This window comes from Flavobacterium shii, from assembly GCF_025847235.1.
Lineage (GTDB): Bacteria > Bacteroidota > Bacteroidia > Flavobacteriales > Flavobacteriaceae > Flavobacterium > Flavobacterium shii.
The window spans coordinates 156,550-179,121 of sequence record NZ_JAOZEW010000004.1 but is presented as its reverse complement, the minus strand read 5'-3'; the positions used below and the strand labels follow the sequence as shown (position 1 = coordinate 179,121).

Annotated in this window: 22 protein-coding genes; 9 read left to right on the top strand and 13 right to left on the bottom strand. The window is 33.9% G+C overall.

What is annotated here, in order from left to right; genetic code table 11:
• The first annotated feature begins 43 nt into the window (after positions 1–43).
• On the top strand, positions 44–2,302 hold the full coding sequence (locus OIU83_RS05840) for an acyl-CoA dehydrogenase family protein (RefSeq protein ID WP_264205335.1): 2,259 nt from the start codon (positions 44–46) through the stop codon (positions 2,300–2,302).
• A gap of 290 nt (positions 2,303–2,592) precedes the next feature.
• Here the strand turns inward: OIU83_RS05840 and OIU83_RS05835 are convergent, their stop codons facing one another.
• From OIU83_RS05835 to OIU83_RS05815, 5 genes are all read right to left on the bottom strand, one after another.
• Entirely contained in the window at positions 2,593–2,937 is a 345-nt protein-coding gene (locus OIU83_RS05835; protein ID WP_264205334.1) for a 5-carboxymethyl-2-hydroxymuconate Delta-isomerase, read from the bottom strand.
• A 132-nt stretch (positions 2,938–3,069) separates the two neighbouring features.
• Positions 3,070–3,438, bottom strand: a complete 369-nt coding sequence (locus tag OIU83_RS05830; protein WP_264205333.1) for a nuclear transport factor 2 family protein — start codon at positions 3,436–3,438, stop codon at positions 3,070–3,072.
• Positions 3,431–3,916, bottom strand: coding sequence for an acyl-CoA thioesterase (locus OIU83_RS05825; protein WP_264205332.1), 486 nt, complete (start codon positions 3,914–3,916; stop codon positions 3,431–3,433). The genes OIU83_RS05830 and OIU83_RS05825 overlap by 8 nt, the downstream gene beginning before the upstream one ends.
• Before the next feature lie 52 nt (positions 3,917–3,968).
• Entirely contained in the window at positions 3,969–4,550 is a 582-nt protein-coding gene (locus OIU83_RS05820) for a TetR/AcrR family transcriptional regulator (RefSeq protein ID WP_264205331.1), read from the bottom strand.
• Between the two features lie 262 nt (positions 4,551–4,812).
• Positions 4,813–6,234 carry an aminotransferase-like domain-containing protein gene (locus OIU83_RS05815; protein WP_264205330.1) on the bottom strand — a complete coding sequence of 474 codons (1,422 nt, stop codon included), beginning with the start codon at positions 6,232–6,234 and terminating at the stop codon, positions 4,813–4,815.
• Positions 6,235–6,338: 104 nt separating this feature from the next.
• On the opposite strand from OIU83_RS05815, the gene OIU83_RS05810 reads away from it, so the two are divergent.
• Positions 6,339–7,253, top strand: coding sequence for an EamA family transporter (locus OIU83_RS05810; RefSeq protein WP_264205329.1), 915 nt, complete (start codon positions 6,339–6,341; stop codon positions 7,251–7,253).
• 12 nt (positions 7,254–7,265) lie between these two features.
• Here OIU83_RS05810 and OIU83_RS05805 read toward each other — a convergent pair whose 3' ends face one another.
• From OIU83_RS05805 to OIU83_RS05775, 7 genes are all read right to left on the bottom strand, one after another.
• Positions 7,266–7,709, bottom strand: coding sequence for a DoxX family protein (locus OIU83_RS05805; RefSeq protein WP_264205328.1), 444 nt, complete (start codon positions 7,707–7,709; stop codon positions 7,266–7,268).
• 5 nt (positions 7,710–7,714) lie between these two features.
• Positions 7,715–8,995: an acetyl-CoA C-acetyltransferase gene (locus OIU83_RS05800; protein ID WP_264205327.1), complete on the bottom strand. Its 1,281-nt coding sequence runs from the start codon at positions 8,993–8,995 to the stop codon at positions 7,715–7,717.
• 165 nt (positions 8,996–9,160) lie between these two features.
• A complete protein-coding gene (locus OIU83_RS05795) occupies positions 9,161–9,898 on the bottom strand; it encodes a DsbA family oxidoreductase (protein WP_264205326.1) in 738 nt (245 codons plus the stop codon).
• Positions 9,899–10,264: 366 nt separating this feature from the next.
• Positions 10,265–11,371 (bottom strand): NADH:flavin oxidoreductase, encoded by a 1,107-nt coding sequence (locus tag OIU83_RS05790; RefSeq protein ID WP_264205325.1) that lies wholly within the window; start codon positions 11,369–11,371, stop codon positions 10,265–10,267.
• Between the two features lie 12 nt (positions 11,372–11,383).
• Positions 11,384–11,683 (bottom strand): ArsR/SmtB family transcription factor, encoded by a 300-nt coding sequence (locus OIU83_RS05785; protein ID WP_264205324.1) that lies wholly within the window; start codon positions 11,681–11,683, stop codon positions 11,384–11,386.
• A 384-nt stretch (positions 11,684–12,067) separates the two neighbouring features.
• Positions 12,068–12,775, bottom strand: coding sequence for an AAA family ATPase (locus OIU83_RS05780; protein ID WP_264205323.1), 708 nt, complete (start codon positions 12,773–12,775; stop codon positions 12,068–12,070).
• 29 nt (positions 12,776–12,804) lie between these two features.
• Positions 12,805–13,536 (bottom strand): YggS family pyridoxal phosphate-dependent enzyme, encoded by a 732-nt coding sequence (locus OIU83_RS05775; RefSeq protein WP_264205322.1) that lies wholly within the window; start codon positions 13,534–13,536, stop codon positions 12,805–12,807.
• Positions 13,537–13,916: 380 nt separating this feature from the next.
• Between OIU83_RS05775 and OIU83_RS05770 the strand changes: the two genes are divergently transcribed.
• From OIU83_RS05770 to OIU83_RS05750, 5 genes are all read left to right on the top strand, one after another.
• Entirely contained in the window at positions 13,917–14,513 is a 597-nt protein-coding gene (locus OIU83_RS05770) for a TetR/AcrR family transcriptional regulator (RefSeq protein ID WP_264205321.1), read from the top strand.
• 9 nt (positions 14,514–14,522) lie between these two features.
• Positions 14,523–14,750, top strand: a complete 228-nt coding sequence (locus tag OIU83_RS05765; RefSeq protein ID WP_264205320.1) for a hypothetical protein — start codon at positions 14,523–14,525, stop codon at positions 14,748–14,750.
• Positions 14,751–14,771: 21 nt separating this feature from the next.
• Positions 14,772–16,052, top strand: coding sequence for an MFS transporter (locus tag OIU83_RS05760; protein ID WP_264205319.1), 1,281 nt, complete (start codon positions 14,772–14,774; stop codon positions 16,050–16,052).
• Between the two features lie 273 nt (positions 16,053–16,325).
• On the top strand, positions 16,326–17,093 hold the full coding sequence (locus OIU83_RS05755; RefSeq protein WP_264205318.1) for a helix-turn-helix domain-containing protein: 768 nt from the start codon (positions 16,326–16,328) through the stop codon (positions 17,091–17,093).
• 30 nt (positions 17,094–17,123) lie between these two features.
• On the top strand, positions 17,124–18,284 hold the full coding sequence (locus tag OIU83_RS05750) for an FAD-dependent oxidoreductase (RefSeq protein ID WP_264205317.1): 1,161 nt from the start codon (positions 17,124–17,126) through the stop codon (positions 18,282–18,284).
• A gap of 77 nt (positions 18,285–18,361) precedes the next feature.
• Here the strand turns inward: OIU83_RS05750 and OIU83_RS05745 are convergent, their stop codons facing one another.
• Complete coding sequence (locus OIU83_RS05745) at positions 18,362–18,988, bottom strand: MCP four helix bundle domain-containing protein (protein WP_264205316.1); 627 nt, start codon at positions 18,986–18,988, stop codon at positions 18,362–18,364.
• A gap of 112 nt (positions 18,989–19,100) precedes the next feature.
• Between OIU83_RS05745 and OIU83_RS05740 the strand changes: the two genes are divergently transcribed.
• Together OIU83_RS05740 and OIU83_RS05735 are read left to right on the top strand one after the other, a co-directional pair.
• A complete protein-coding gene (locus OIU83_RS05740) occupies positions 19,101–21,203 on the top strand; it encodes a glycoside hydrolase family 97 protein (protein WP_264205315.1) in 2,103 nt (700 codons plus the stop codon).
• 266 nt (positions 21,204–21,469) lie between these two features.
• On the top strand, positions 21,470–22,435 hold the full coding sequence (locus OIU83_RS05735) for a type I phosphomannose isomerase catalytic subunit (RefSeq protein ID WP_264205314.1): 966 nt from the start codon (positions 21,470–21,472) through the stop codon (positions 22,433–22,435).
• Positions 22,436–22,572: the final 137 nt, after the last annotated feature.

The following is a 22,572-nucleotide window of genomic DNA, read 5'->3' as shown; positions in this document are numbered from 1 at the left end:
GTATAATTTATTAATTTAACCAAAGTTAAAAATTAAGCTTACTATGGAAAATTCAAGACTCAAATCCTTTATACCTCTTTTTTATCTTGTTTGGTCGGATGACCTTTTAACACAAAAAGAGTTCGTTACTTTGCAAGAATTTATTCGTTCTCAAAATTGGCTTTCCAAAGATGAACAAGAAGAATTACTTTCTAAAATAGATATTTCGACACCTCCTTCAAGAGAGCAACTTACAAAATGGAAGCTTGAAATAGAAAAAAGTATTCAGGACAAAAGGTCTGTTAAATCTATATTTGATATTGTAGTTGCGCTTTCTGGTGATGATAAAAATATAAAAGATCTTGAGCCTGTTTTTGCAAAACTAGAGAATGATCTAGGTGTTTTTGGAGAAGAAGCTATAGGTTCTTTTAAGAAAAAGGCAACTTCTCTTACGTCTAATTATAAAACGGATAGTAGTTTTGATACCACAATACTGACCGAAATTCTCGACGGAAAACAAGCGGCTATTATAAAAAAAGTAAAATCGGTTATAAGCAAACCCGAGTTTGCATATGAAACTTCTACAGATATTAATGTTTATCGCCAAAAAGTATACGAATGGTGTAAAATCCTTGCCAAAGAAAATCTTGGCAATATGGCATATCCTAAGCAATATGGCGGAGGGGAAAACATAGCCGATTATTTTGCCATTATGGAAACACTGAGTTATCACGATTTAAGTTTAGTGATAAAGTTTGGTGTCCAATTCGGACTTTGGGGGATGAGCGTACAATCACTGGGAACAGAAAAACATTATAGCAAATATTTAAAAGATATTGGTTCCCTAAAATTACCCGGTTGTTTTGCAATGACCGAAACACACCATGGTTCGAATGTTAAGGGGCTTGAAACCACTGCAACTTACAATCATGATGACAAAACATTTACTATTCATACACCGAATAAAAATGCGCAAAAAGAATACATTGGTAATGCAGCCGTACACGGGCAAATGGCAACTGTATTCGCAAAACTAATCATCAATGATGTTGATTATGGCGTAAACGCATTTGTTGTGCCTTTAAGAGATACAAACGGTGCTAATATAAAAGGCGTTACTATTGGTGATTGCGGACATAAAATGGGATTAAATGGTGTAGATAATGGAACAATAAGCTTTAATAATGTTGTTATTCCAAAAGAGAATATGCTGGACAGGTTTGCTTCGGTAAGTGAAAAAGGGGAGTTCGAAAGCCCTATTCCGAGTGATAATCGACGTTTCTTTACTATGCTGGGAACTTTAGTAGGAGGTCGAATCGGGATTCCACGTTCGGCATTGGCTGCAGCCAAATCGGGTTTGGCAATAACAATTAGATATAGTGACCAACGCAGACAATTTGGACCAGAAGGTGGCTCTGAAGTTCCGATTTTAAACTATCGCATGCATCAACGTCGATTGATTCCGCAGCTGGCAAAAACATATGCAGTACATTTTGCTTTGCAATACCTTACGAATCGTTTTCTGAACAAAAAGGAATCCGAAATGCAGGAAATCGAAGCACTTGCAGCAGGAATGAAATCTTATTCGACTTGGAGCACAAGAGATATATTGCAGGAATGTCGTGAAGCTTGTGGAGGAAAAGGGTATTTGTCTGAAAATAGAATTGATGCCTTAAAAAATGATACTGAAATTTACACCACTTTTGAAGGTGATAATACGGTATTGATGCAATTGGTTGCTAAAAATCGTTTATCAGAATTCAGAAAATCATTTGGAGAAATGGGAGCAATGGGAATAATCAATTATGTTTATGAAAATGCTATGTCTGCAATTTCAGAAAAAAATCCAATTGCAACCCGTAAAACAGATGATGCTCATTTGCTTGACAATGAATTTCACTTACAAGCATTTTTGCACAGAGAAAAAACAACTTTGGCATCTGCTGCAAAGCGAATAAAAAAGCTCATCGATAGTGGGATGGATGCTTATGATGCATTTAATGTTGTGCAACACCAAATGATCGACGTGGCTCAGGCATATCTCGAGAGAATTGTTTTGGAACAGTTTCAGGTTGCAATAGAAGCTATTAAAGACAAAGAAGTAAAAGAGATTTTATCCAAATTATGTCAATTATACGCACTTGCCCAAATCGAGAAAAATAAAGGTTGGTATCTGGAAGACGGATATATGGAAGCCGTGAAAACGAAAGCTATCCGTAAAATGGTCAATCAGCTTTGTTGGGATATAAGACCCGATGCCGTTTCATTGGTAAATGCATTTGACATTCCGGAGAGTTGTCTTGCAGCGCCAATCTTGAAGTAATTATCAATTGTTAGTTATTAATTGTTAGTTCTTGTGTTGTATATAATTGAACGCTGATAACACGGATTAAACGGATTTAATTCTATTCTATTTTAAAACAATGAAAAATTAACCTAAGAAAATTAACAGCAAAGAGCGCAAAGTTCTGGAGTTTGTTTAACAGTAAATGATTTTGTGAAATTAGTCAATTCGTAGCTAAATCTTTTTCAATCCCTTAGATCTGTGGAAAAATATAAACCATTAAGAGATAAAAACTTATTTTTTTATTCTCTTAATGGTTCAAATAAAAATTAAACCATTGCTTTATTACAATAAGTAGATTTTTCGAAATCTTTTATGTTTATCGATAATACGGGAACATCTGGAAATAATGTCTTTAGCTTAGTTATAATTGCTCTTGAAAGATTGCTCTTTTGTTCTGTGGTTCTGCCTTCCATTATGTAACCAAAAACATGAATGAAATCTTCCTGAGTATTTCCGTTATTGTAATACGTAAAAGGATTTATCCGAACTTTAATTTCTATAGCATCAAATAAACCTGTTGACTCAGCCGAGTCAAAGACTTCTTGCATTATATCTTTTGGAGATTTTAATCGCACTATATTTTCGGAGCAGTCAATTACAAAATGTGGCATAAGTTTACTTTATATTATTACATTAATTTTTTCCTGTAGTAAACAAAGTTATAAAAATACTGATTAATTCGACGGAAAGTTCATCGCTTAATAACACGTTTAGTTATAAATTTTCGGATTAAATAAAGTTACTTAAACAGGGATAAATTGTTTTGGATCATAGAAAAACTTTTCCTTTTTTATAAGTTCGCCTTCCCAGTTTTGATATGCAATTTCTTCTATTTCTGAGATAGTTCCATCTTTCCATTCAAATTTAAAATACCACTGAATTACTACGAAATCATCATTTATAAATACAGGACGAATGCACTTGGATACTAATGATTTTACTCTTGCTAGTACATTTTTTTCATTGGCAACAAGAAAATCCCGACCAACACGTGGTTCGGATTGATTTTCTTGCATTGTAGCGTCTTCGGTATAAAATTTGGCAATTGCGGTATCATGCTCGTTGGATTCTACCATCGAGATAAATCGTTCTACAGTTTCTAACTTAGGCATGTTTTTTTGTTTTTTGAATGATTTCCATATATCGATTTTCAAAAATAGTTTGTTCAACAGGGACTACAACAGCTTGAAATAATTTCATAAGATCATCCGAGTGATCAGCTACTTTTTTTGTCTGAAAGCTGTAATGAATAAACTTTATCCAAAGTAATGCTTTTAATTCGGTTTCGTCTTCATTCCACATTTTCATTTCTACCAACAGGACATTATCTGTATATTGAATTAATTGAGATTCTATCACAACAGTTTCCATTGTAAATGCTGGTCTCATATAGCTTATCTGGTTCGAAGCTACAACCCAGCTTAAAGCAGATGTTTTCATGAGTTTAAATATATCAAGATTATAATGTTCGGCGATTTGATCCTCACGAGCATTAATGAAATATTCCAGATACTTTGAGTTGTTTAAATGATTGAAAGGATCACAATCCTGAAACCTGATTTTTCTTTTTGTTTTTAATACTTTTTCCATTTTTTGTTAAATTGCATTACATACCAATTGGTATTTAGGGAGTTAAATTTTTTTACTTTTTTATGCTTTCTATTATCATGTCATCAATGCAATCCATCGCATTGCTTATGTAGGTTTCGTCATTATGGGTAAACGCAAGTAGTGAACTTCCTTCGATCATCGATAAAATTATTTGGGCATATTTATTTGTATCAATATTCGGTTTGATTTCACCATTTTCAATTCCTTCTTTGATAATATCTATTAGACCATTAATGAATTTTTGGGATAGTTTTTCGGCTGCTTTAAACAATTCAGGATTTACAAATTTTGTATCAACCCCCACTCGTAACATTGGACACCCACCTCTGTCTTTGACTAAATCATAATAAGTGCGTTGATAATTGGTTATCGTATATAATTTATTTACAGCACCTTCTTTAGTCGAAACTAGTTTGAATAATGGTATAATGGCAATACTTACATTGTGTTGAAATGATTTTAATGCTAGATCTTCTTTATTCGAGAAATTACAATAAATAGCTCCTTTGGTAAGACCAGTTGCATTTGTAATATCAGATAAACTAGTACCTACATACCCTTGTTTGTTAAAAATGGGGGCAACTTTATCCAATATAAATTCAGAAGTATTCATAGGGCTGATTGGGTTTCGAATAAATTATGGAACAAAAATAATAAATAAATACCAATCGGTATGTGGTGAATTTATTTTTTTGATAAAAGTTTTAGAAATATTATTTTCTGAAGATTCTCTGTGGAAAATATTGACTGAAAAGGAACGCGAATGACACGGATTTGCTAAAGCAAAGACACGAATAAAAACGGATTTTTAAAAACTTTGCGACCTTTGCATATCCCGAGGCTTCGGGACTGCGCCCTTTGCGGTTAAATTTTTTCTACATCTTACCAACCAACATTCCAAGCATTTGTATTGATTCTCGAAGCTCATTACTCCACGGTAATCCAAAACTTAAACGCATACAGTTACAAAACTGTTCCTGAAATGAAAATATACGCCCGGGTGCAATGCTAATGTTGTGCTTCATTGCCAGTTGATAGAATACTGCGGTGTCGATTTTTTTATCCAATTCCAGCCAAAGAAAAAATCCTCCTTGTGGCTGACTCACTTTGGTTCCTGCAGGGAAGGATTCAAGGATAGTATTTATATAATTGATACTATTGTGATGTAAAATTTGCCTTATTTTTCTAAGATGATTTTCATATCTGCCATTTTTAAGGAAATCGGCAACGACTTCGTGGGTTATGGTAGGACAGGAAATTGTGTGATACAATTTGGTGCGTAATATTTCTTTCTTGAATTTTCCGGGTGAAACCCAGCCTACACGATATCCGGGTGCCAGAGATTTGGATACAGAGTTGCAACAAAGCACAATGCCACTTTCGTCATAGGTTTTACAATTAGTTGGTCTACTAGTTCCAAAATATAAATCACCATATATATCATCCTCAATAAGCGGTACGTTATAATGTTCCATTAACCGCACAACTTCTTTTTTATGCTCCACAGGCATCATGCTTCCAGATGGATTACTGAAATTACTCATTAACAAGCAAAGTTTAATCTTCTTGGTAGAAAGGGCTTTTTTTAAAGCATCCAGTTCAATTCCTGTAGTCATATTGGTTGGTAATTCCATTATATATAAACCCAATGATTTTGCTAGTTGTAAGATTCCAAAATAAACAGGACTTTCTGTAATAATGGTGTCGCCGGGTTTGGTTAATGTCATTAGGCAATGTGATATTGCACCAATGCAGCCAGGAGTTGTTATTACATCATCTTCGGTTAATGTACCGCCCCAAGTGAATGACCATCTGGCAATTTCTTTTCTTAAATTTAGGTTTCCCTGTACTTCATCATAACCAGTACCACTATTTGGGAATTGTCGCATGGCTTGTACCATTCCTTTGTTTAATTTGGCTATTGGGAGAAGTTCATTTGATGGGAAACCCAGAGAAAGCATTGTAACGTTTTTATCCATCATGCTTCCGTAAACGAGGTCTATTAAATCTTCTCGTTCAATATTGGCACAACTTATTATTGGGGTACTTGGGGTAGGTTCCGGGATTGTTCGGGAGGAGATATTACTCACATAATAACCCGATTGTGGTCTTGATTCTATAAGAGAGCGGCTTTCCATTTCGTAGTATGCTTTACTCACGGTACTCATACTATATCCAGTCTCGGCACATATTTCCCTTATTGATGGAAGTTTGTCTCCAACATTAAAAAGTCCCGACTTAATTTGTCTCTCGATTCGGTCAGCAAATTGTAAATATAGATAGTTGGCATTTTTCATTTTAAAAACATAACTGTTACGCTGCAATTTAATAAAACTGTATCTGTATTGCTATTTTATTTTAGTGAAATTTGCTGTATTACAAAATGTAAATAAAAATTCCGATGAAAAGCACAAAATATTACTTGGCAGCTATTACAGCATATACAATTTGGGGCTTTTTTAGTCTGGTATTAAAACCAATACATTCTTATGCTTCTCTAGACATTTTGTTCTATCGCGTTTTTAGTTGTAGTATATTGTTGTTACTAATCACTTTTGTTTTTAAACGCAAAAGAGTAAAAGAAGCAGTTGCAACTTTTAAGGCATTACCACTTGAGAAAAAGCGTAGAACTGTTTTATTAAACATTGGCGGAAGCATCTTTTTAACAGCTAACTGGTTTACCTTTATTTATGTAATGAATCATGTTAGTGTAAAGGCAACGTCACTAGCTTACTTAGTTTGTCCAATACTAACCACATTGTTGGCTTATTTTATTTTGCATGAAAAACTTTCTAAAACGCAATGGTTATCTGTGGGATTAAGTGTTACAGGATGTTTACTTCTATCATATGCAAATATTATGGATATGTTTTTTAGCATAATAATAGGTTTAACTTATGCATCTTATTTGGTTAGCCAACGTGTTAATGTGGGATTTGATAAATTTATAGTACTTACTTTTCATATCACTTTATCGGCATTGTTCTTATTGCCATTTTTTCCTGCTTATGGTGGGCCTGTTCCTACTGAATTCAAGTTTTATTTGTGTATTGAAATAATAGCCCTTGGCTTTACTATTTTTCCACTATTACTAAACTTATTTGCTCTTACGGGGCTTAATTCATCCACAGTCGGGATGTTATTGAATATTAATCCGATGATTGCTTTTGGATTGGCAACTTTTGTATATCACGAACAAAGCGGACCATTACAAATTTTATCGTATGGAATTATTTTTATCTCAGTTTTAGTTTTTAATTCGCATCATATTTTTAAAAGCAAGCAAAAAGAGATTCCAATGACAAAGTGTAGTTAATTAGCAAAACAGTTAATTATTTTTAGCAAGTAATTTGTCAATACTCCAATTATAAAAAGGGATTGTTGCTAATAGTAAGGAAGCTGCGCTTGCAGTAAATACCGAATAATTAAATGGTGCTCTGTATCCTGCAAATATAAGCATGCTTAAAGCAAAAGATAAAGTTAACGCAAAGCTACCATAGGCGGATAATCTGGTCTTAAAACCAATAATTAATAATACACCAAATAGTACTTCTGCCAGCGTTGCGATTATTCCCATAACGTTGGCAATATCATGGTTGAGATAAGGCATTAACGAATTGGTATAATCAACAAAATTAGTCCAGTTTCCCCAACCCACGTTTGGTTCTCCCGGAGCTCCAAGCATACCTAAACGATCCATTACGGGTAATATAAAACCAATTCCTAAAGCCAATCTTAAGAACATTTGGGCAAACTGTTGTGTATTTATCATATGTTTTATTTCTCTATAATCATTGTAATTCCTTGTCCTCCAGCTGCGCAAATAGAGATAAAACCTCTTCCAGAACCTTTCTCGTTGAGTAGTTTTGCCATTACGCCAATTATTCTTCCGCCAGTAGCGGCAAAGGGATGTGCTGCCGCAAGACTACTACCTTTTACGTTAAGTTTATTTCTGTCGATTGCACCAAGAGATTTCTTTAATCCTAATTCTTTACTGAGCTCAGGGCTTTCCCAAATTTTTAATGTTGCCAAAACTTGTGCTGCAAATGCTTCGTGAATTTCATAATAATCAAAATCTTGTAGTGTAAGTCCAGCTTTATCGAGCATTCTGCTTGCAGCAAATAACGGTGCTAATAAAAGGTTCTGCTGGTTTTTTACATATTCGATTGCGGCAACTTCAGCAAAAGTAATGTAGGCAAGAATAGGAAGTCCTTGTTCTTTTGCCCATTCTTCACTGGCAAGAAGTATGCAAGATGCACCATCGGTAAGAGGAGTAGAGTTGCCAGCTGTAAGAGTTCCATTTGTTTTATCAAAAGCAGGAGGAAGCTTTGCTAGTTTTTCGATTGTACTATCTCTTCTTAAATTATTGTCTTTATCAAGTCCTTGAAAAGGAGTTATCATATCATCAAAGAAACCTTCATCGTAAGCTTTTGACATATTAAGATGGCTTTTCAAGGCTAGATTATCTTGATCTTCTCTGGAAATTTTATAGTATTTGGCTGTAATTTCGGTATGTCCACCCATAGAAAGTCCCGTTTGAGATTCTTCATTTCTAGGAACTAAAGGTGTAAAATCTTTTGGACGAAGTTTAAAAAACTGCTTTATTTTGCCTCCCAATGATTTTTCTTGTCGAGCATCAAGGAGTATTTTTCTCAAATTTTCACTCACAGCCATTGGTATATCGCTTATAGAGTCAACGCCTCCAGCAATTCCAGATTCAATTTGCCCGAGCGCTATTTTATTGGCGATATAAATGGCACTTTCTATACCCGTATCACATGCTTGTTGTAAATCGCAAGCCGGAGTAGCGGGATCAAGCGAAGTCTTCATTACGCATTCTCTTATAAGATTACTGTCGTAAGTATGTTTGATTACAGCACCACCGGCAACTTCACCAAGTAACTTTCCTTTCAGTTTATATTTATCAATGAGTCCGTTAAGAGCAGCAATCATCATATCTTGATTTCCTACTTTTGCGTAAGCAGTATTTGCTCTCGCAAAAGGGATTCTGTTATATCCTATAATTGCAACTTTTCTAATTTTATCGTGATTATTCATATTCAGAATTTTATTAGAATGAAAATCTTAAAGTTAAAGTCTTTCTTTAGAAGAATAAATTTAATGAATTAGATTCAAAAGCATTGACTTATCTATAAAATAATAAGTCTCCAGTTTTAAATATAAAACTGGAGACTTATTTGTATTGTTTTGACTAAATTGGTTTTACATGCAATTACCATCTGGAGTACAGGATTGACCATCGATTATTTCAAGCTTTGTAGCTGGATTATCTTTTCTCCATTCTCCAAATGATTTCTCTAATGTCTGTAAAAATGTATCTGGAGATTGTGCTCCATTAACAGCATATTTGCGATTGAAAACAAAAAAAGGAACTCCGTTTATACCAATTTCTTGAGCTTCCTGTATATCACTTTTTACCTTATCTGCATATTGATTATCTGTTAAAGATTGTTTTACATCTTCAGGAGTTAATCCAATATCTTTTCCTAATTCTTCTAAAACTTTTGGATCTCCAAAGTTTTTTCCTTCGGTGAAATAAGCAAGAAATAAACGTTCTTCGGCTTGATCACCAAGACCTTTTATTTTGGCTAATTGTATCATTCGATGTGCGTTGAAAGAGTTTGCTACAACAGCATTATCGAAGTTATATTCTAATCCGGCATTTTTTGCAGTTTGAACCACACCTTGATGCATTCTTACGGAATCTTCGTAACTAATCCCTTTTCGGTTAGCAAGATATTCGTAAACATTTTCTTTTTTGTCAAAGTGTTCTGGGATGTTTGGGTCAAGTTGAAAACTTTTCCAAACAATTTCAATGTCTTTATTATCGGCAAATTTGCCAAGTGCCGTTTCATAATTTCGTTTTCCAATGTAGCAAAACGGACACATGATGTCACTCCAAACTTCTACTTTCATTTTAGGTGTTCCTATTATTTCCATGGTATTTTATTTTAATATTTTGTGTTAAGTTTAACCGCAAAGTTTTGAATTCGTTTAATACTTATAATCTGTGACTGAGAAATTAACCGCAAAGAGCGCAGTCTCGAAGCCTCGGGATACGCAAAGTTCGCAAAGTTTTATAATCTGTAGGTTAAAAAAGTTTTACCATAAAGGCATTAAGTTTAATTAAGGATTAAGCTTAATCTTTCTTTATTTCTTAATGGTGAAAAATCATTTAATCTATGGTTAAATAAAACTTTCAGTCTCAGTGCCTCAGAACCTTAGTCTCTTAAAAAGAAGAAAGCTGATTACTTAAATGGGTGAAAGTAATCAGCTTTCTTAAGAAACTTGTACAGGTTTCTATATTTATTCAACAACCAATTGACCTAGAGCTTCTTTGCTAAAGCCTTTTAGCTCGTCGGTTTTTCCTGCTTTAATTTTTGAAACCCAATTTGGGTCAGAAAGTAATGGTCTTCCAACAGCTACAAGGTCAAAATCTCCTCTATCCATGCGTCTTGTTAATTCATCTAAAGATGTTGGTTGAGAGCTTTCACCTGCAAATGCACCAAAGAAATCACCAGAAAGGCCAACTGAACCTACAGTAATTGTTGGTTTTCCTGTTATTTTTTTAGCCCATCCTGCAAAGTTTAGGTCGCTACCTTCAAATTCCGGCTCCCAAAAACGACGTTGAGAACAGTGCAAAATATCTACACCTGCATCTACTAGAGGAGCAAGCCAAGCTTCCATCTCTAATGCGTTTTTAGCCAATTTATAAGTGTAATCTGCTGGTTTAAATTGTGAAAGTCTGATGATGATTGCAAAATCTTCACCAACTTGTTTTCTAACTTCTTTAATTACTTCTACTGCAAAACGAGTACGTTCGGCAAGAGTTTTTCCGCCGTAAACATCAGTTCTTTGGTTTGTAGCATCCCAGAAAAACTGATCAATAAGGTAATCATGTGCACCGTGAATTTCTACACAGTCAAAACCTAATCTTTTAGCATCAGCGGCAGCTTGACCAAATGCAAGGATTGTATCTTCGATATCTTTTGTAGTCATGGTGTTTCCATTACTAAACCCTGGACGGTTTAATCCAGATGGACCTTCAAAAGGAACTGGAGGAACCCAACCTGAGTGATGATTATCCATGATGCCCATATGCCAAATTTGTGGTCCCATTTGTCCACCAGCAGTATGAACGTCATCGATTACTTTTTTCCATCCTGCTAGTGCTTCATTACCGTAAAAGTGAGGTACATTGGCATCATTAGACGATGAAGGTCTGTTTATTACAGTTCCTTCAGATAAAATTAAGCCTACTTCACCTTCAGCTCTTTTTTGATAATAAGTAGCTACATCATCTGTAGGAACTCCGTTTGGAGAAAATGAACGCGTCATAGGCGCCATTACAATTCTATTTTTAAGATTTAACGTCTTTAATTTGAAAGGCGTAAATAAACTATTTGTGCTCATATTACTTTTTTTTTATAAATTCGATTCAATTATTTTACTTAGTTCTGTAAATGTTTTTTCGTTGCGTTTATAATACGTCCATTGTCCAACACGTGTAGATTCTATAAATCCAGCACGCTGAAGAATAGACAGATATTCGGAAACAGTCGATTGCGTAAGTCCAGCTTTGATTTGTATTTGTCCCACACACACACCGTGTTCAAAACCGAAAGGTTGCTGACCCGGAAAATTTATTTCAGGTTCTTTTAACCATTCCAACATTTGTAGTCTGGACTTATTTGATAATGCTTTAAATATTTCGATATGTTCCATGACCCAAAGATATCGACTTTTTCCGATATATCTATATTAGGGAAAATATTTAGCAAATTTTTAAGATAGAAAAGGGGAGGGAAACTATTTATTAGTCAGTGTTGTAATGAGGTATTCTGTGCTTTTTTGTAGTTTTATAGGGGTTTTAAAACCTGATAGATTTGAATTGTATTGTTATAATTATTTTAAGATTTTATTAGTTTTAAAAATCTCTTAAGGAAAGTAATGCTAGATTTATTGATTTGATTTTGTAGATATAACTATACCTATAAGGTCAAAAAGACCTTGCAGGATATGAGCAACATAAATTAACACAAAACAATTAGTGTAAATTAGTGGAATTCGTGTTTAATTTTATTCTTGCTTGAAACTTTGTTTTGAATTTTATTTCTGTAGTTCTAATTCTTCAATGATTTGTTTTTTCATTGTAGTATTAATGTAATCTTTGGTTTCTGCATAAGATATTTTATACTTACGCTCAATTTCTTGCAGATGCGATGGGAATGATGCTAATAATTTATCATAGTAAATATCCAATTCTTTCTCGTTGGGCATTTCAAATTTCAATCGTATCTGAAATCTTCTTAATAAAGCCGTATCGATAGTATTATAATGGTTTGTTGCACAAATAAGCAAACTATCATCTGGGAAATAATCTATTAATTGGATAATCGTGTTTACTAAACGACGCATTTCGCCTACATCTTTATCATCGCTTTCACGGCTTTTTCCTATTTGGTCAAATTCATCTAGGAATAAAACAGCCTTTTCACGAATGGCTTTATCAAATATTGCTTTTATGTTTTTGGAGGTTTCCCCAATTCGAGCATTAATTAATGTGCTCAGATTTATGATAACGATGTTTTTGTTTAGAGCTGTTGCAATGGCTTTGGCAGTCGTTGTTTTGCCACAACCCGAATGTCCGTATAGGAAAATCTTATTGTCTACTTTAAGATTATATTTTTTTAATTCATCAAGATATTGATGCTCCTTAATGGTTTGCGTCAATGCAGCTTTATTTTCTTCGCTGAAAAGTAAATCATTCAACGCTATTTTTTCGGTATCGTTTACGGTAAGTTCGTATAGATTCATCTCATTTTTATTTGATGCAAAATTAAGCCTTATTCTGCAATATTCTCATTCCAAATTTCTTTTCCCAAAAATCGATTTCCGAAGATAGATGTTCCAACTCGTACCATATTAGAACCTTCGGCTATAGCCAATTCCAAATCTTGTGACATTCCCATAGAAAGTTTTAATTCGGTAATCCCCTCAATTCTTTCTGCATAAATCTCATCTCTTATTTGCCTGAGTAAGCTAAGAGAAGGTTGCATTTTCTTTTTCTCTACATCCAATAGTCCGATAGTCATCAAACCCTTAATGTTCAAGGTGTCATATTTCTTTATTTCTCTGATAAACGGAATAACTTCATTTGGCGGAAGCCCAAATTTGCTTTCTTCGTATGAGGTATTCACTTGTATAAAAACATCTAAATTTCTTCCTTGGTTTTGCAATTGTTTGTTTAGTTCTTCAGCCAAACTTATTCTATCCAAAGACTGAATGCAAGTAACATATTTCAGAACATCTTTTATTTTGTTGGATTGTAAGTGACCAATAAAATGACGCTCAATATTTAGTTCTTTCAAACCTGAATCTTTATCTCGTAGTTCTTGCATTTTGTTCTCGCCAATAAGAGTTTCGCCAGCCTCAATAGCCATGCGTATTTTGTCGGCAGGAACGGTTTTGGTAGCTAGTAATAACCGAACATCTGATATATTTCTACCAGACAGTTTACAGGCATTTTCGATGCGCTCATGAACCTGTTTTAAATTGGAAATTATCATCTCTTTCATAAGTGCAAAGGTAAGTATGACTGGATCATGATGATAATCCAGTTTTAAGTTTTGCTTATGGTCCAGATTTTTTTTAAGGTTCTAAGTGACTAAGGTTCTGAGGCACTAAGAAACTTAGACTTGAAGTTTTATTTAATCACAAATTAAATGATTTTTCACCATTAAGAAATAAAGAAAAATTAAGCTTAATCCTTAATGAAACTTAATGCCTTAATGGTAAAACTTTTTTAACCTACAGATTATATAACCTTGCGTTCTTCGCGTATCCCGAGGCTTCGGGACTGCGCTCTTTGCGGTTAATTTTTAAGCATAAGTAAAAAAATAATTAATAAAAGAGCGTTCATTCATTTATTGTTTTATATTTGCTAAAAAAATCTAACATGAGAGTAAGAGATATAGATAAAGAGAAGTTAGTTATTGCCAATGCAATAGAACTAATTGTTCAGGATGGTTTTCAGGGTTTTAGTATGAATAAGCTAGCTAAAGCATGTAATATTTCTGTGGCAACTCTCTATATTTATTACAAGGATAAAGATGATTTGATTAAAAAAATCGGAGCAGATATAGCGATAGAATTCTTTTCATATACTATAGAGAATTTTTCGCCCGATATGACATTTGAAGATGGTTTATGGATACAATGGCAAAACCGAGCTGCATTTACGTTTAAGTACCCTAAGAAAGTAGCTTTTTTTGAAGTAATCAAGCAATCTCCACATGCTGATGATATTTTAAATTCTACAACTAAATTCTCGGATTTTAGGGAGATAATGAAGCAGTTTATTTACAATGCATTGGAAAAGAAAGAACTGGTTGAGTTGCAGTTTGAAGTTTTTTGGAGCATTGCTTACGGTCCTTTATACACATTACTTAATTTTCATAATGATGGAAAAAGCATGGGAGGAAAGCCATTTAAACTCACTCAGGACATGATGAAAGAAGCCTTTCGGGGTGTGATAAAAGCATTAAAACCATAAAATAACAGTATGGAAACAGATTTGGACAAAATTTATATTTTTAAAACCAACATAGCACAACTATGTACCGATTGCAAAGTGACTAAAACATTGGGTAATCACGCAGATATTCTGCAATGGAGCGTTGATACCGAAGATATTGATTGTGTATTACGTATTGTTTCGGAAACACTTACTGCAGCAACGATAATCAATATTATAAACAGTCTTGGGCATGAATGCCAGGAATTAAATTAATCAAAAAATAGAATCAATCAAATGGAAAAAACGAAATTAGAAATTCCTCCTTTTTCTTCTTATCAAAAATATATTATCGCCTTATTGGCACTTTTACAATTTACGGTTATACTCGATTTTATGGTTCTTTCTCCACTTGGGGATATACTAATGAAAAATCTAGATATGACTACAGCAAACTTTGGTTTTACAGTTTCGGCTTATGCATTTAGTGCCGGTATATCGGGATTGCTTGCAGCAGGTTTCGCAGACAAGTTCGATCGAAAAAAACTACTTGTTTTCTTTTATACAGGATTTATTATCGGAACTGTTTGTTGTGCCTTGGCAACCAATTACGCATTGTTACTTTCTGCGAGAATTGTAACGGGTCTTTTTGGAGGTGTTATTGGTTCGGTATCATTGGCTATCGTGACAGATTTATTTGTCATTCATCAGCGTGGTCGTGTGATGGGATTTATCCAAATGGCATTCGCTTCAAGCCAGATTTTAGGGATTCCGGTTGGGCTTTATTTTGCAAATCACTGGGGCTGGCATTCGGCTTTCTTAATGATTGCCGGACTAGGAATTCTTATACTAGTTACAATTGTAATCAAGATGAAGCCAGTTACCGAACATCTTAAATTACAGTCGGATAAAAATCCATTTTTACATTTATGGCATACTTTAAGTAATAAGAACTATCAGGTTGGTTTTGCGGCTATTGCATTCTTGTCTATTGGTGGTTTTATGTTACAGCCGTTTGGTAGTTCCTTCTTGGTAAATAACATACATATTAGCCAGTTGGAGCTACCAATGGTGTTTTTCTTTACTGGACTTTCTGTGCTTTTTATAATGCCTCTTGTTGGTAAATTAAGCGATAAGGTTAGTAAGTTTCGGTTGTTTACTGCGGGGTCATTACTGTCGATTATTATGATATTAATTTACACGAATCTTGGCCCTATTCCTTTATGGGAATTAGTAGTATTAAACATGATTTTGTTTATGGGGATTATGAGCCGCATGATTCCATCTACAACACTTAATACCGGAATTCCAGATATGAAAGATCGTGGTGCTTATATGTCGATTACTTCATCAATGCAACAAATTGCAGGTGGTATTGCAGCAGTTTGTGCCGGGTTTATTGTACATCAGGAAACTAAAACATCTCCTTTGGAAAATTATGATATCCTAGGTTATGTAATCTCGGCGGTGACCCTTTGTTCAATATTCTTTATGTGGAGAGTAAACCAATTGGTAAAATCAAAAGGTAAAGCTGTAGATGCTGGAGTGAAGGCTGAAATTGAAACAGAAAGTGTTTAAGTCAGATTTAACCATTAAAATTTAACCGCAAAGAACACAAAATTTAGATGCTTTTACTAAAAAGTTTTACCATTAAGGCATTAAGAAAAATTAAGCTTTGTCCTTTTTTTTGCCAGTGATTAAAAGGATTAGAAAGATTTTTTTGCCATTAAGAGATTAAGAAAAATTAAGCTTAAAACTTAATGGTGAAACTTTGCGTCCTTTGCGTATCCCGAGGCTTCGGGACTGCGCTCTTTGCGGTTAAATCTTAATGCCTTAATGGTTAAAAAAAAAATGAATAAAACTAATCAAGAAATACATGAGATAGACTTTCGGGAAATGAAACCAAGTTTCCCGTTGTCTAACTATGTCGAAAGTTTTTGGATGCTTTCGAATGTTTCTGATCAGGAAAAGCAAATTGTTATTCTGCCAGATGGGAGGATAGATCTTATATTTTCTTTTGAAGATAGAAATGAAATTACACTTTTAGGAGTCGATTCAGAACCTTCTTGGGCTGTGCTTGCGCCAAAGACTTCTATGTTTGCGGTTAGTTTTAAACTATTAGCTATCGAGTATCTTTTTGAAGATAAATTTACTGTTTTAATAGATACTGCCTATAATTTGCCTTCGGATTATTTTGGAATTTCAATTGAGGATTTTGAAAATTTTAAAGGATTTTGTGATTTAGTTTCTTCGAAGTTCCTGAGCATTCTGAATCATGAAATTGATGAGCGTAAGAGAAAATTGTTTGATTTAATATATAATTCAAATGGTGAAATTACGATTGCTGAAATTGCCGAAACAATTCATTGGAATAGCCGACAAATTAATCGATACTTTAGCCAAAGATTTGGGATTTCATTGAAAGCCTATTGTACCATTCTTCGGTTTAGATCGACATTTGAACAAATAAAAGAAGGAAAACTTTTCCCTGAACAGAACTTTACTGATCAGGCTCATTTTATAAAAAACATAAAGAAATTCTCTGGTGTAACTCCTAAGGAACTGAACAAGAATATAAACGACCGATTTATACAATTATCGACACTCAAGAAGAAATAATTTTGTCTTATAAAATTAAATGATTGAGTTATGTTGATTAAAAATAAAAAAATAGCAATTGTAGGAGGAGGACCTGGAGGTTTAACACTTGCAAGGCTTTTGCAACTTAAAGGTGCAGAAGTAAAAGTATATGAGAGAGATTTTAATTCGGATGTAAGGGTTCAGGGAGCAACTTTGGATCTTCATGAAGAATCAGGATTAGAAGCACTTCGCAGAGCAGGATTAATAGATGCTTTTTATGTTAACCATCGTCCTGAAGCAGGGAAATTACGTATTCTGGATAAAAACCTGAATGTTGCCATGGACACACATTCTGCAGATGATTATGAAGAGAACCGTCCAGAAATAGATAGAGGTTCGCTGCGAAATATACTTCTAGATTCTTTACAACCCGAAACCGTGGTTTGGAACAGTCAGTTTCTTATGATGTCTCCAAAAAATGAAGGTTGGGAACTGACATTCAAAAATGGATTAAAAGAAGAAGCCGATATTGTAATCGCAGCCGATGGAGCCAATTCTAAAATAAGACCTCACATAAACGCGATAAAACCAACATACTCGGGTGTTACAATTGTAGAAGGAAACGTTTATAATGCTGAAAAGAATACTCCAAAGTTATATGAGCTTGTAAATGGCGGAAAAGTATTTGCTTTTGGCGAAGAAAAAACATTGATTTTGAGTATGAAAGGGGACGGAACACTTTCTTTTTATACAGGTTGTAAAGCAGATGAATTTTGGGTTCGTGATAGTGGTATTGATTTCTCAAATAAAAATCAGGTATTTGAATGGTTTAAGAGCGAATTTGGCTCTTGGGATTCAGTTTGGCAGGAATTATTTGAGAATGATGATATGTCGATTATTCCGCGACCACAATATCATTTTCCGCTAAATCAGCAATGGGACGCTTTGCCAAACCTTACTATGCTTGGTGATGCAGCACATCGTATGCCGCCTTATGCAGGAGAAGGGGTAAATATGGCAATGCAAGATGCTTTTGAATTAGCAGAAGCACTTTGTGGTGATAACTTCTCGGATGTACAAATAGCGATTGCTGCTTATGAAAAGCAAATGTGTAAAAGAGCTTCGGAGATTACAAAAATCACTTTGGATTCTACTGAAATGATGCATTCTGACGATCCTATCACTAAACTGATTAATATGTTTAATGGAGTCAATCAGGTAGAAAAGTAATTAGTTAATAGCTTTAAAAGGAAAGCCTCTTGTAGTAAATTACAAGAGGCTCTTTGTTGCAAATATGTCTAGAATTCCTAATTAAGACTGGGTCCTTCAGGGATTTTAATAATTCGTTTGTGCCTTTTTGTAAGTAATAAATAGATAATTACAACACCAAGAATTATTAATAAAGCAATTTCTAGTTGTGCTTGTATATTATATTGATTATACATTTTATCGGCGTTTTCCAATTGTAATTTGGCTTCTTCAACTTGGATTTTAGAAAGAGATTGTAAGGTAGTTAAAGCTCGGCCTGCAGTTTTTTCTATTTCTCCCCATTTATTTTCCTGTGCCAGTTTATTTATTTTTGAACAGTTATCAAGAAAAATATCAAAATCTTCTTTTTCTTTTGGAGTCAAAACCGTTTTGTGATATAGCAAGTTTATCGCTTTTATATCATGGATAGATGTGATAATAGAATCAGCCTTATCGGCATCATTAATATTCTTGAGAGCATAAGCTTTAACAAGGTTCAATTCGTTGGCATAATGAAAAATATAGGTAGAAACGAGAAGCCTGTCTTTATATATTGCATTAATGTTTTCGTTTGTAGTTTCGGCGTTTCTTAGTGTATTAAAGGTGCTAAGTATGATAATTAACATTACAATTGCCAATATAAATGCGGCTTTTGTCTTTTTGCTACTGTTTTTTAAACCCATCATTTTGTGTTGATTTGTATTGCAATATAATTATTTTGAATTAAAGTTTGCAATATCATAAATTTTATTATTTTTACTAAATCGATTTAGTAATTATTCTTACCTTATATAATTCATGAAAAACATATTTTTTAGCAGCTTTTTTATTCTGGTATTTACTGTATTTGTCAATGCTCAGGAACTTAAATCTCCCGACGGAAACCTAACATTATCCTTTAGTTTAAATAAAATTGGAGCACCTGTTTATTCCTTAAACTTTAAACAAAAAGTAGTCATTAAGGATAGTAAAATGGGCTTTGTTTTAAAGTCGAATATTATGCTAAATAATGATTTCCAAGTTATAGATACCAAGTTTCAATCGGAGAATAGTACTTGGGAACCGGTATTGGGTGAACAAAAGGAAATTAAGAATAATTACAACGAAATGAAAGTCGCTCTTTTACAAGAAAAGAGCAAGCGAAAAGTGACGATTTATTTCCGTTTGTTTAATGATGGGTTAGGTTTTCGATATGAATTTCCCATACAAGATAATTTGCGTCATTTTATTATTCAGGAAGAAACAACCGAATTTAATTTAACGGGAGATCATAAACTTTTTTGGATTCCGGGAGATTATGATACTAATGAATATAGTTATACAACTTCCAAAATATCCGAGATGCAATCTTTGGTATATGATGCAACTCACGTATCTCTTGCAGCGCAAACAACTATTAAAAATCTGGCTACGCAAACACCTTTAATGATGAAGACCAATGACGGACTTTATATTAATATTCACGAAGCTGCTTTAAAAAATTATCCAGCAATGTGTCTTAATGTCGATGATAAAACCTATTCATTGAGTTCACATCTTGTTCCGGACGCTTTGGGTAATAAAGGATATATCCAAACAGGAAGTTTTACACCTTGGCGAACAATTGTTGTAAGTAATGATGCGCGAAATATTCTGGCTTCGAAGATGATATTGAATCTTAACGAGCCTTGCAATTTCGAAGATACTTCCTGGATTAAACCAGTTAAATATATTGGTGTTTGGTGGGAATATTTTACAGGAGGTGGGTCTACTTGGGCATATTCAGATACTCAGGATGTTGTTATTGGAACTACCGATTTTTCCAAATTAAAACCCAATAATACACACGGAGCAAATACGAAACATGTAAAAGAATATATTGATTTTGCTGCCGCAAATGGCTTTGATGCTGTTTTGGTAGAAGGATGGAATGAAGGTTGGGAAGATAACACCGCTTTTAAGAAAGAACATATTTATAGTTTTACAAAAGCATATCCAGATTTTGATGTAAAAGAATTAAGTGATTATGCGAACAAAAAGAAGATTAAAATTATCATGCATCATGAAACTACATCTTCGACTGCCGAATATGAACGACAATTAAATGACGCATTAAACTTTATGGTTGATAATAATTATAATGCGGTTAAAACAGGATATGTTGGACCAATTATCCCGAGAGGAGAACATCATGACGGACAACAAATGGTAAATCATTATACATATGTAGCCAAAGAAGCGGCAAAGCATAAAATCATGGTAGATTCTCACGAAGCCGTTCGACCTACAGGACTACACCGAACGTATCCTAACTGGTTTGCACAAGAATCGGCACGAGGAACAGAGTTTGAGGCTATGGAAGGAATTCATCCTGATCATACTACAATCTTACCTTTTACCCGACTTATGGGAGGTCCAATGGATTATACTCCTGGGATTTTTCAAGGAGATTTATCGGTTTATGGTTCTAAGAAGAACAAGTTAAGTACAACATTAGTAAAACAATTGGCATTGTATGTTACCATGTACAGTCCGTTGCAAATGGCTGCCGATTTACCCGAAAATTATATGCGTTTTAAAGATGCATTTCAGTTTATAAAAGATGTCGCACTAGACTGGGACGAGACATATATCCTGGAAGCGGAACCTGGCGATTACATTACCATTGCTAGAAAAACCAAAGGAAAACAAGAATGGTTTATTGGTGGAATCACTGATGAAAATCCACGTATAGCTTTGATTGATTTTAGTTTCCTGCCTGCCGGTAAAAGATATACAGCAACGATTTATGAAGATGGAAAAACAGCCGATTATAAAACCAATCCGCAATCGTATAACATTCGTAAAGTTGTCGTAAACAGTAAAACAAAATTGAAACAGAAATTAGCGGCTAGTGGTGGAGTGGCTATTTCTATAAAATAAATACTGTTTTGAAAAATAAATAGAACGCAGACGACACGGATTCGCTTAAGCGAAAAAACGGATTTTTTTATTTCGATGGTGTTTAAAATCCGTTTTTATCAGCGTCTTTCCTTTAGGAAATCTGCGTCATCTGCGTCCCTTTTTAAACAATCCATGCTCCGGTTGTGGCGAAAATAAAGTTTCACGCAGATTTTTTAAAATTATTTTAATCCTTATAATCTGTGGCAAAAATCAACAAAATAGATATTAATTTAAATAATATAAAAATGAGTACAAAAATTTATCCTTTGCAATTTGAACCAATCTTGAAAGATAGAATTTGGGGTGGCGAAAAATTAAAAACAGTTCTTAATAAACCTATTGTTTCTAAAATTACGGGTGAGAGTTGGGAATTATCTACTGTAGAAGGAGATGTAAGTGTAATTGCAAATGGGGAACTAAAAGGAAAATCTTTAACTGATTTAATTGATGTGTCGCCAAATGAAATTTTAGGAACGAAAGTGTATAAACAATTCGGAAAACAATTTCCTTTATTGTTTAAATATCTAGATGCTCGTGAAGATCTTTCGATACAAGTACATCCTAATGATGAATTAGCAAAAGAACGTCATGATTCATTTGGAAAAACTGAAATGTGGTATGTAATGCAAGCCGATACTGATGCGAGAATTATTGTAGGTTTTAAAGAAGATTCCAGTAAAGAAGAATATTTGGAGAATCTAAATAATAATACCTTGGTTTCTATTCTTGATGATGTAAAAGCCAAAGCGGGTGATGTTTTCTTTCTTGAAACAGGAACTGTACATGCAATAGGAGCGGGATTGGTTGTTGCCGAGATTCAGCAAACATCGGATATTACGTATCGGTTGTATGATTTTGACAGAATAGATGCTCAGGGAAATAAAAGAGAACTACATATAGATTTAGCGCTTGACGCCATTAATTATAATAAAGTAAATACACATAAAAAATATGAAACTACTCCAAATAAATCCAATGTAATTGTAGAATGTCCTTATTTTACAACCAATTTTATTCCGTTAAACGGAGATATTAAAGTTAATAAAAACGGTGAAACTTTTACAGTTTATATGTGTATTGAAGGAACATTTGAATTAGAATATGAAAATGTAAAATACGAATATAAACAGGGAGATACCGTTTTAATTCCTGCTGCAATGGATGTTTATGTGCTAAATGGAGAAGGGTCAATTTTGGAAGTTACGATTTAGAGGTTTAAAGGGGTAAAGGTTCAGAGGGAGAAAGTTATTGAGGTACTAAGGTTTAGAAAAATATACTTATACTATAACTGCCACTGAATACTGAGACTGAATAGCGAGAACTAAATACTAATCACAGATGCTAATTA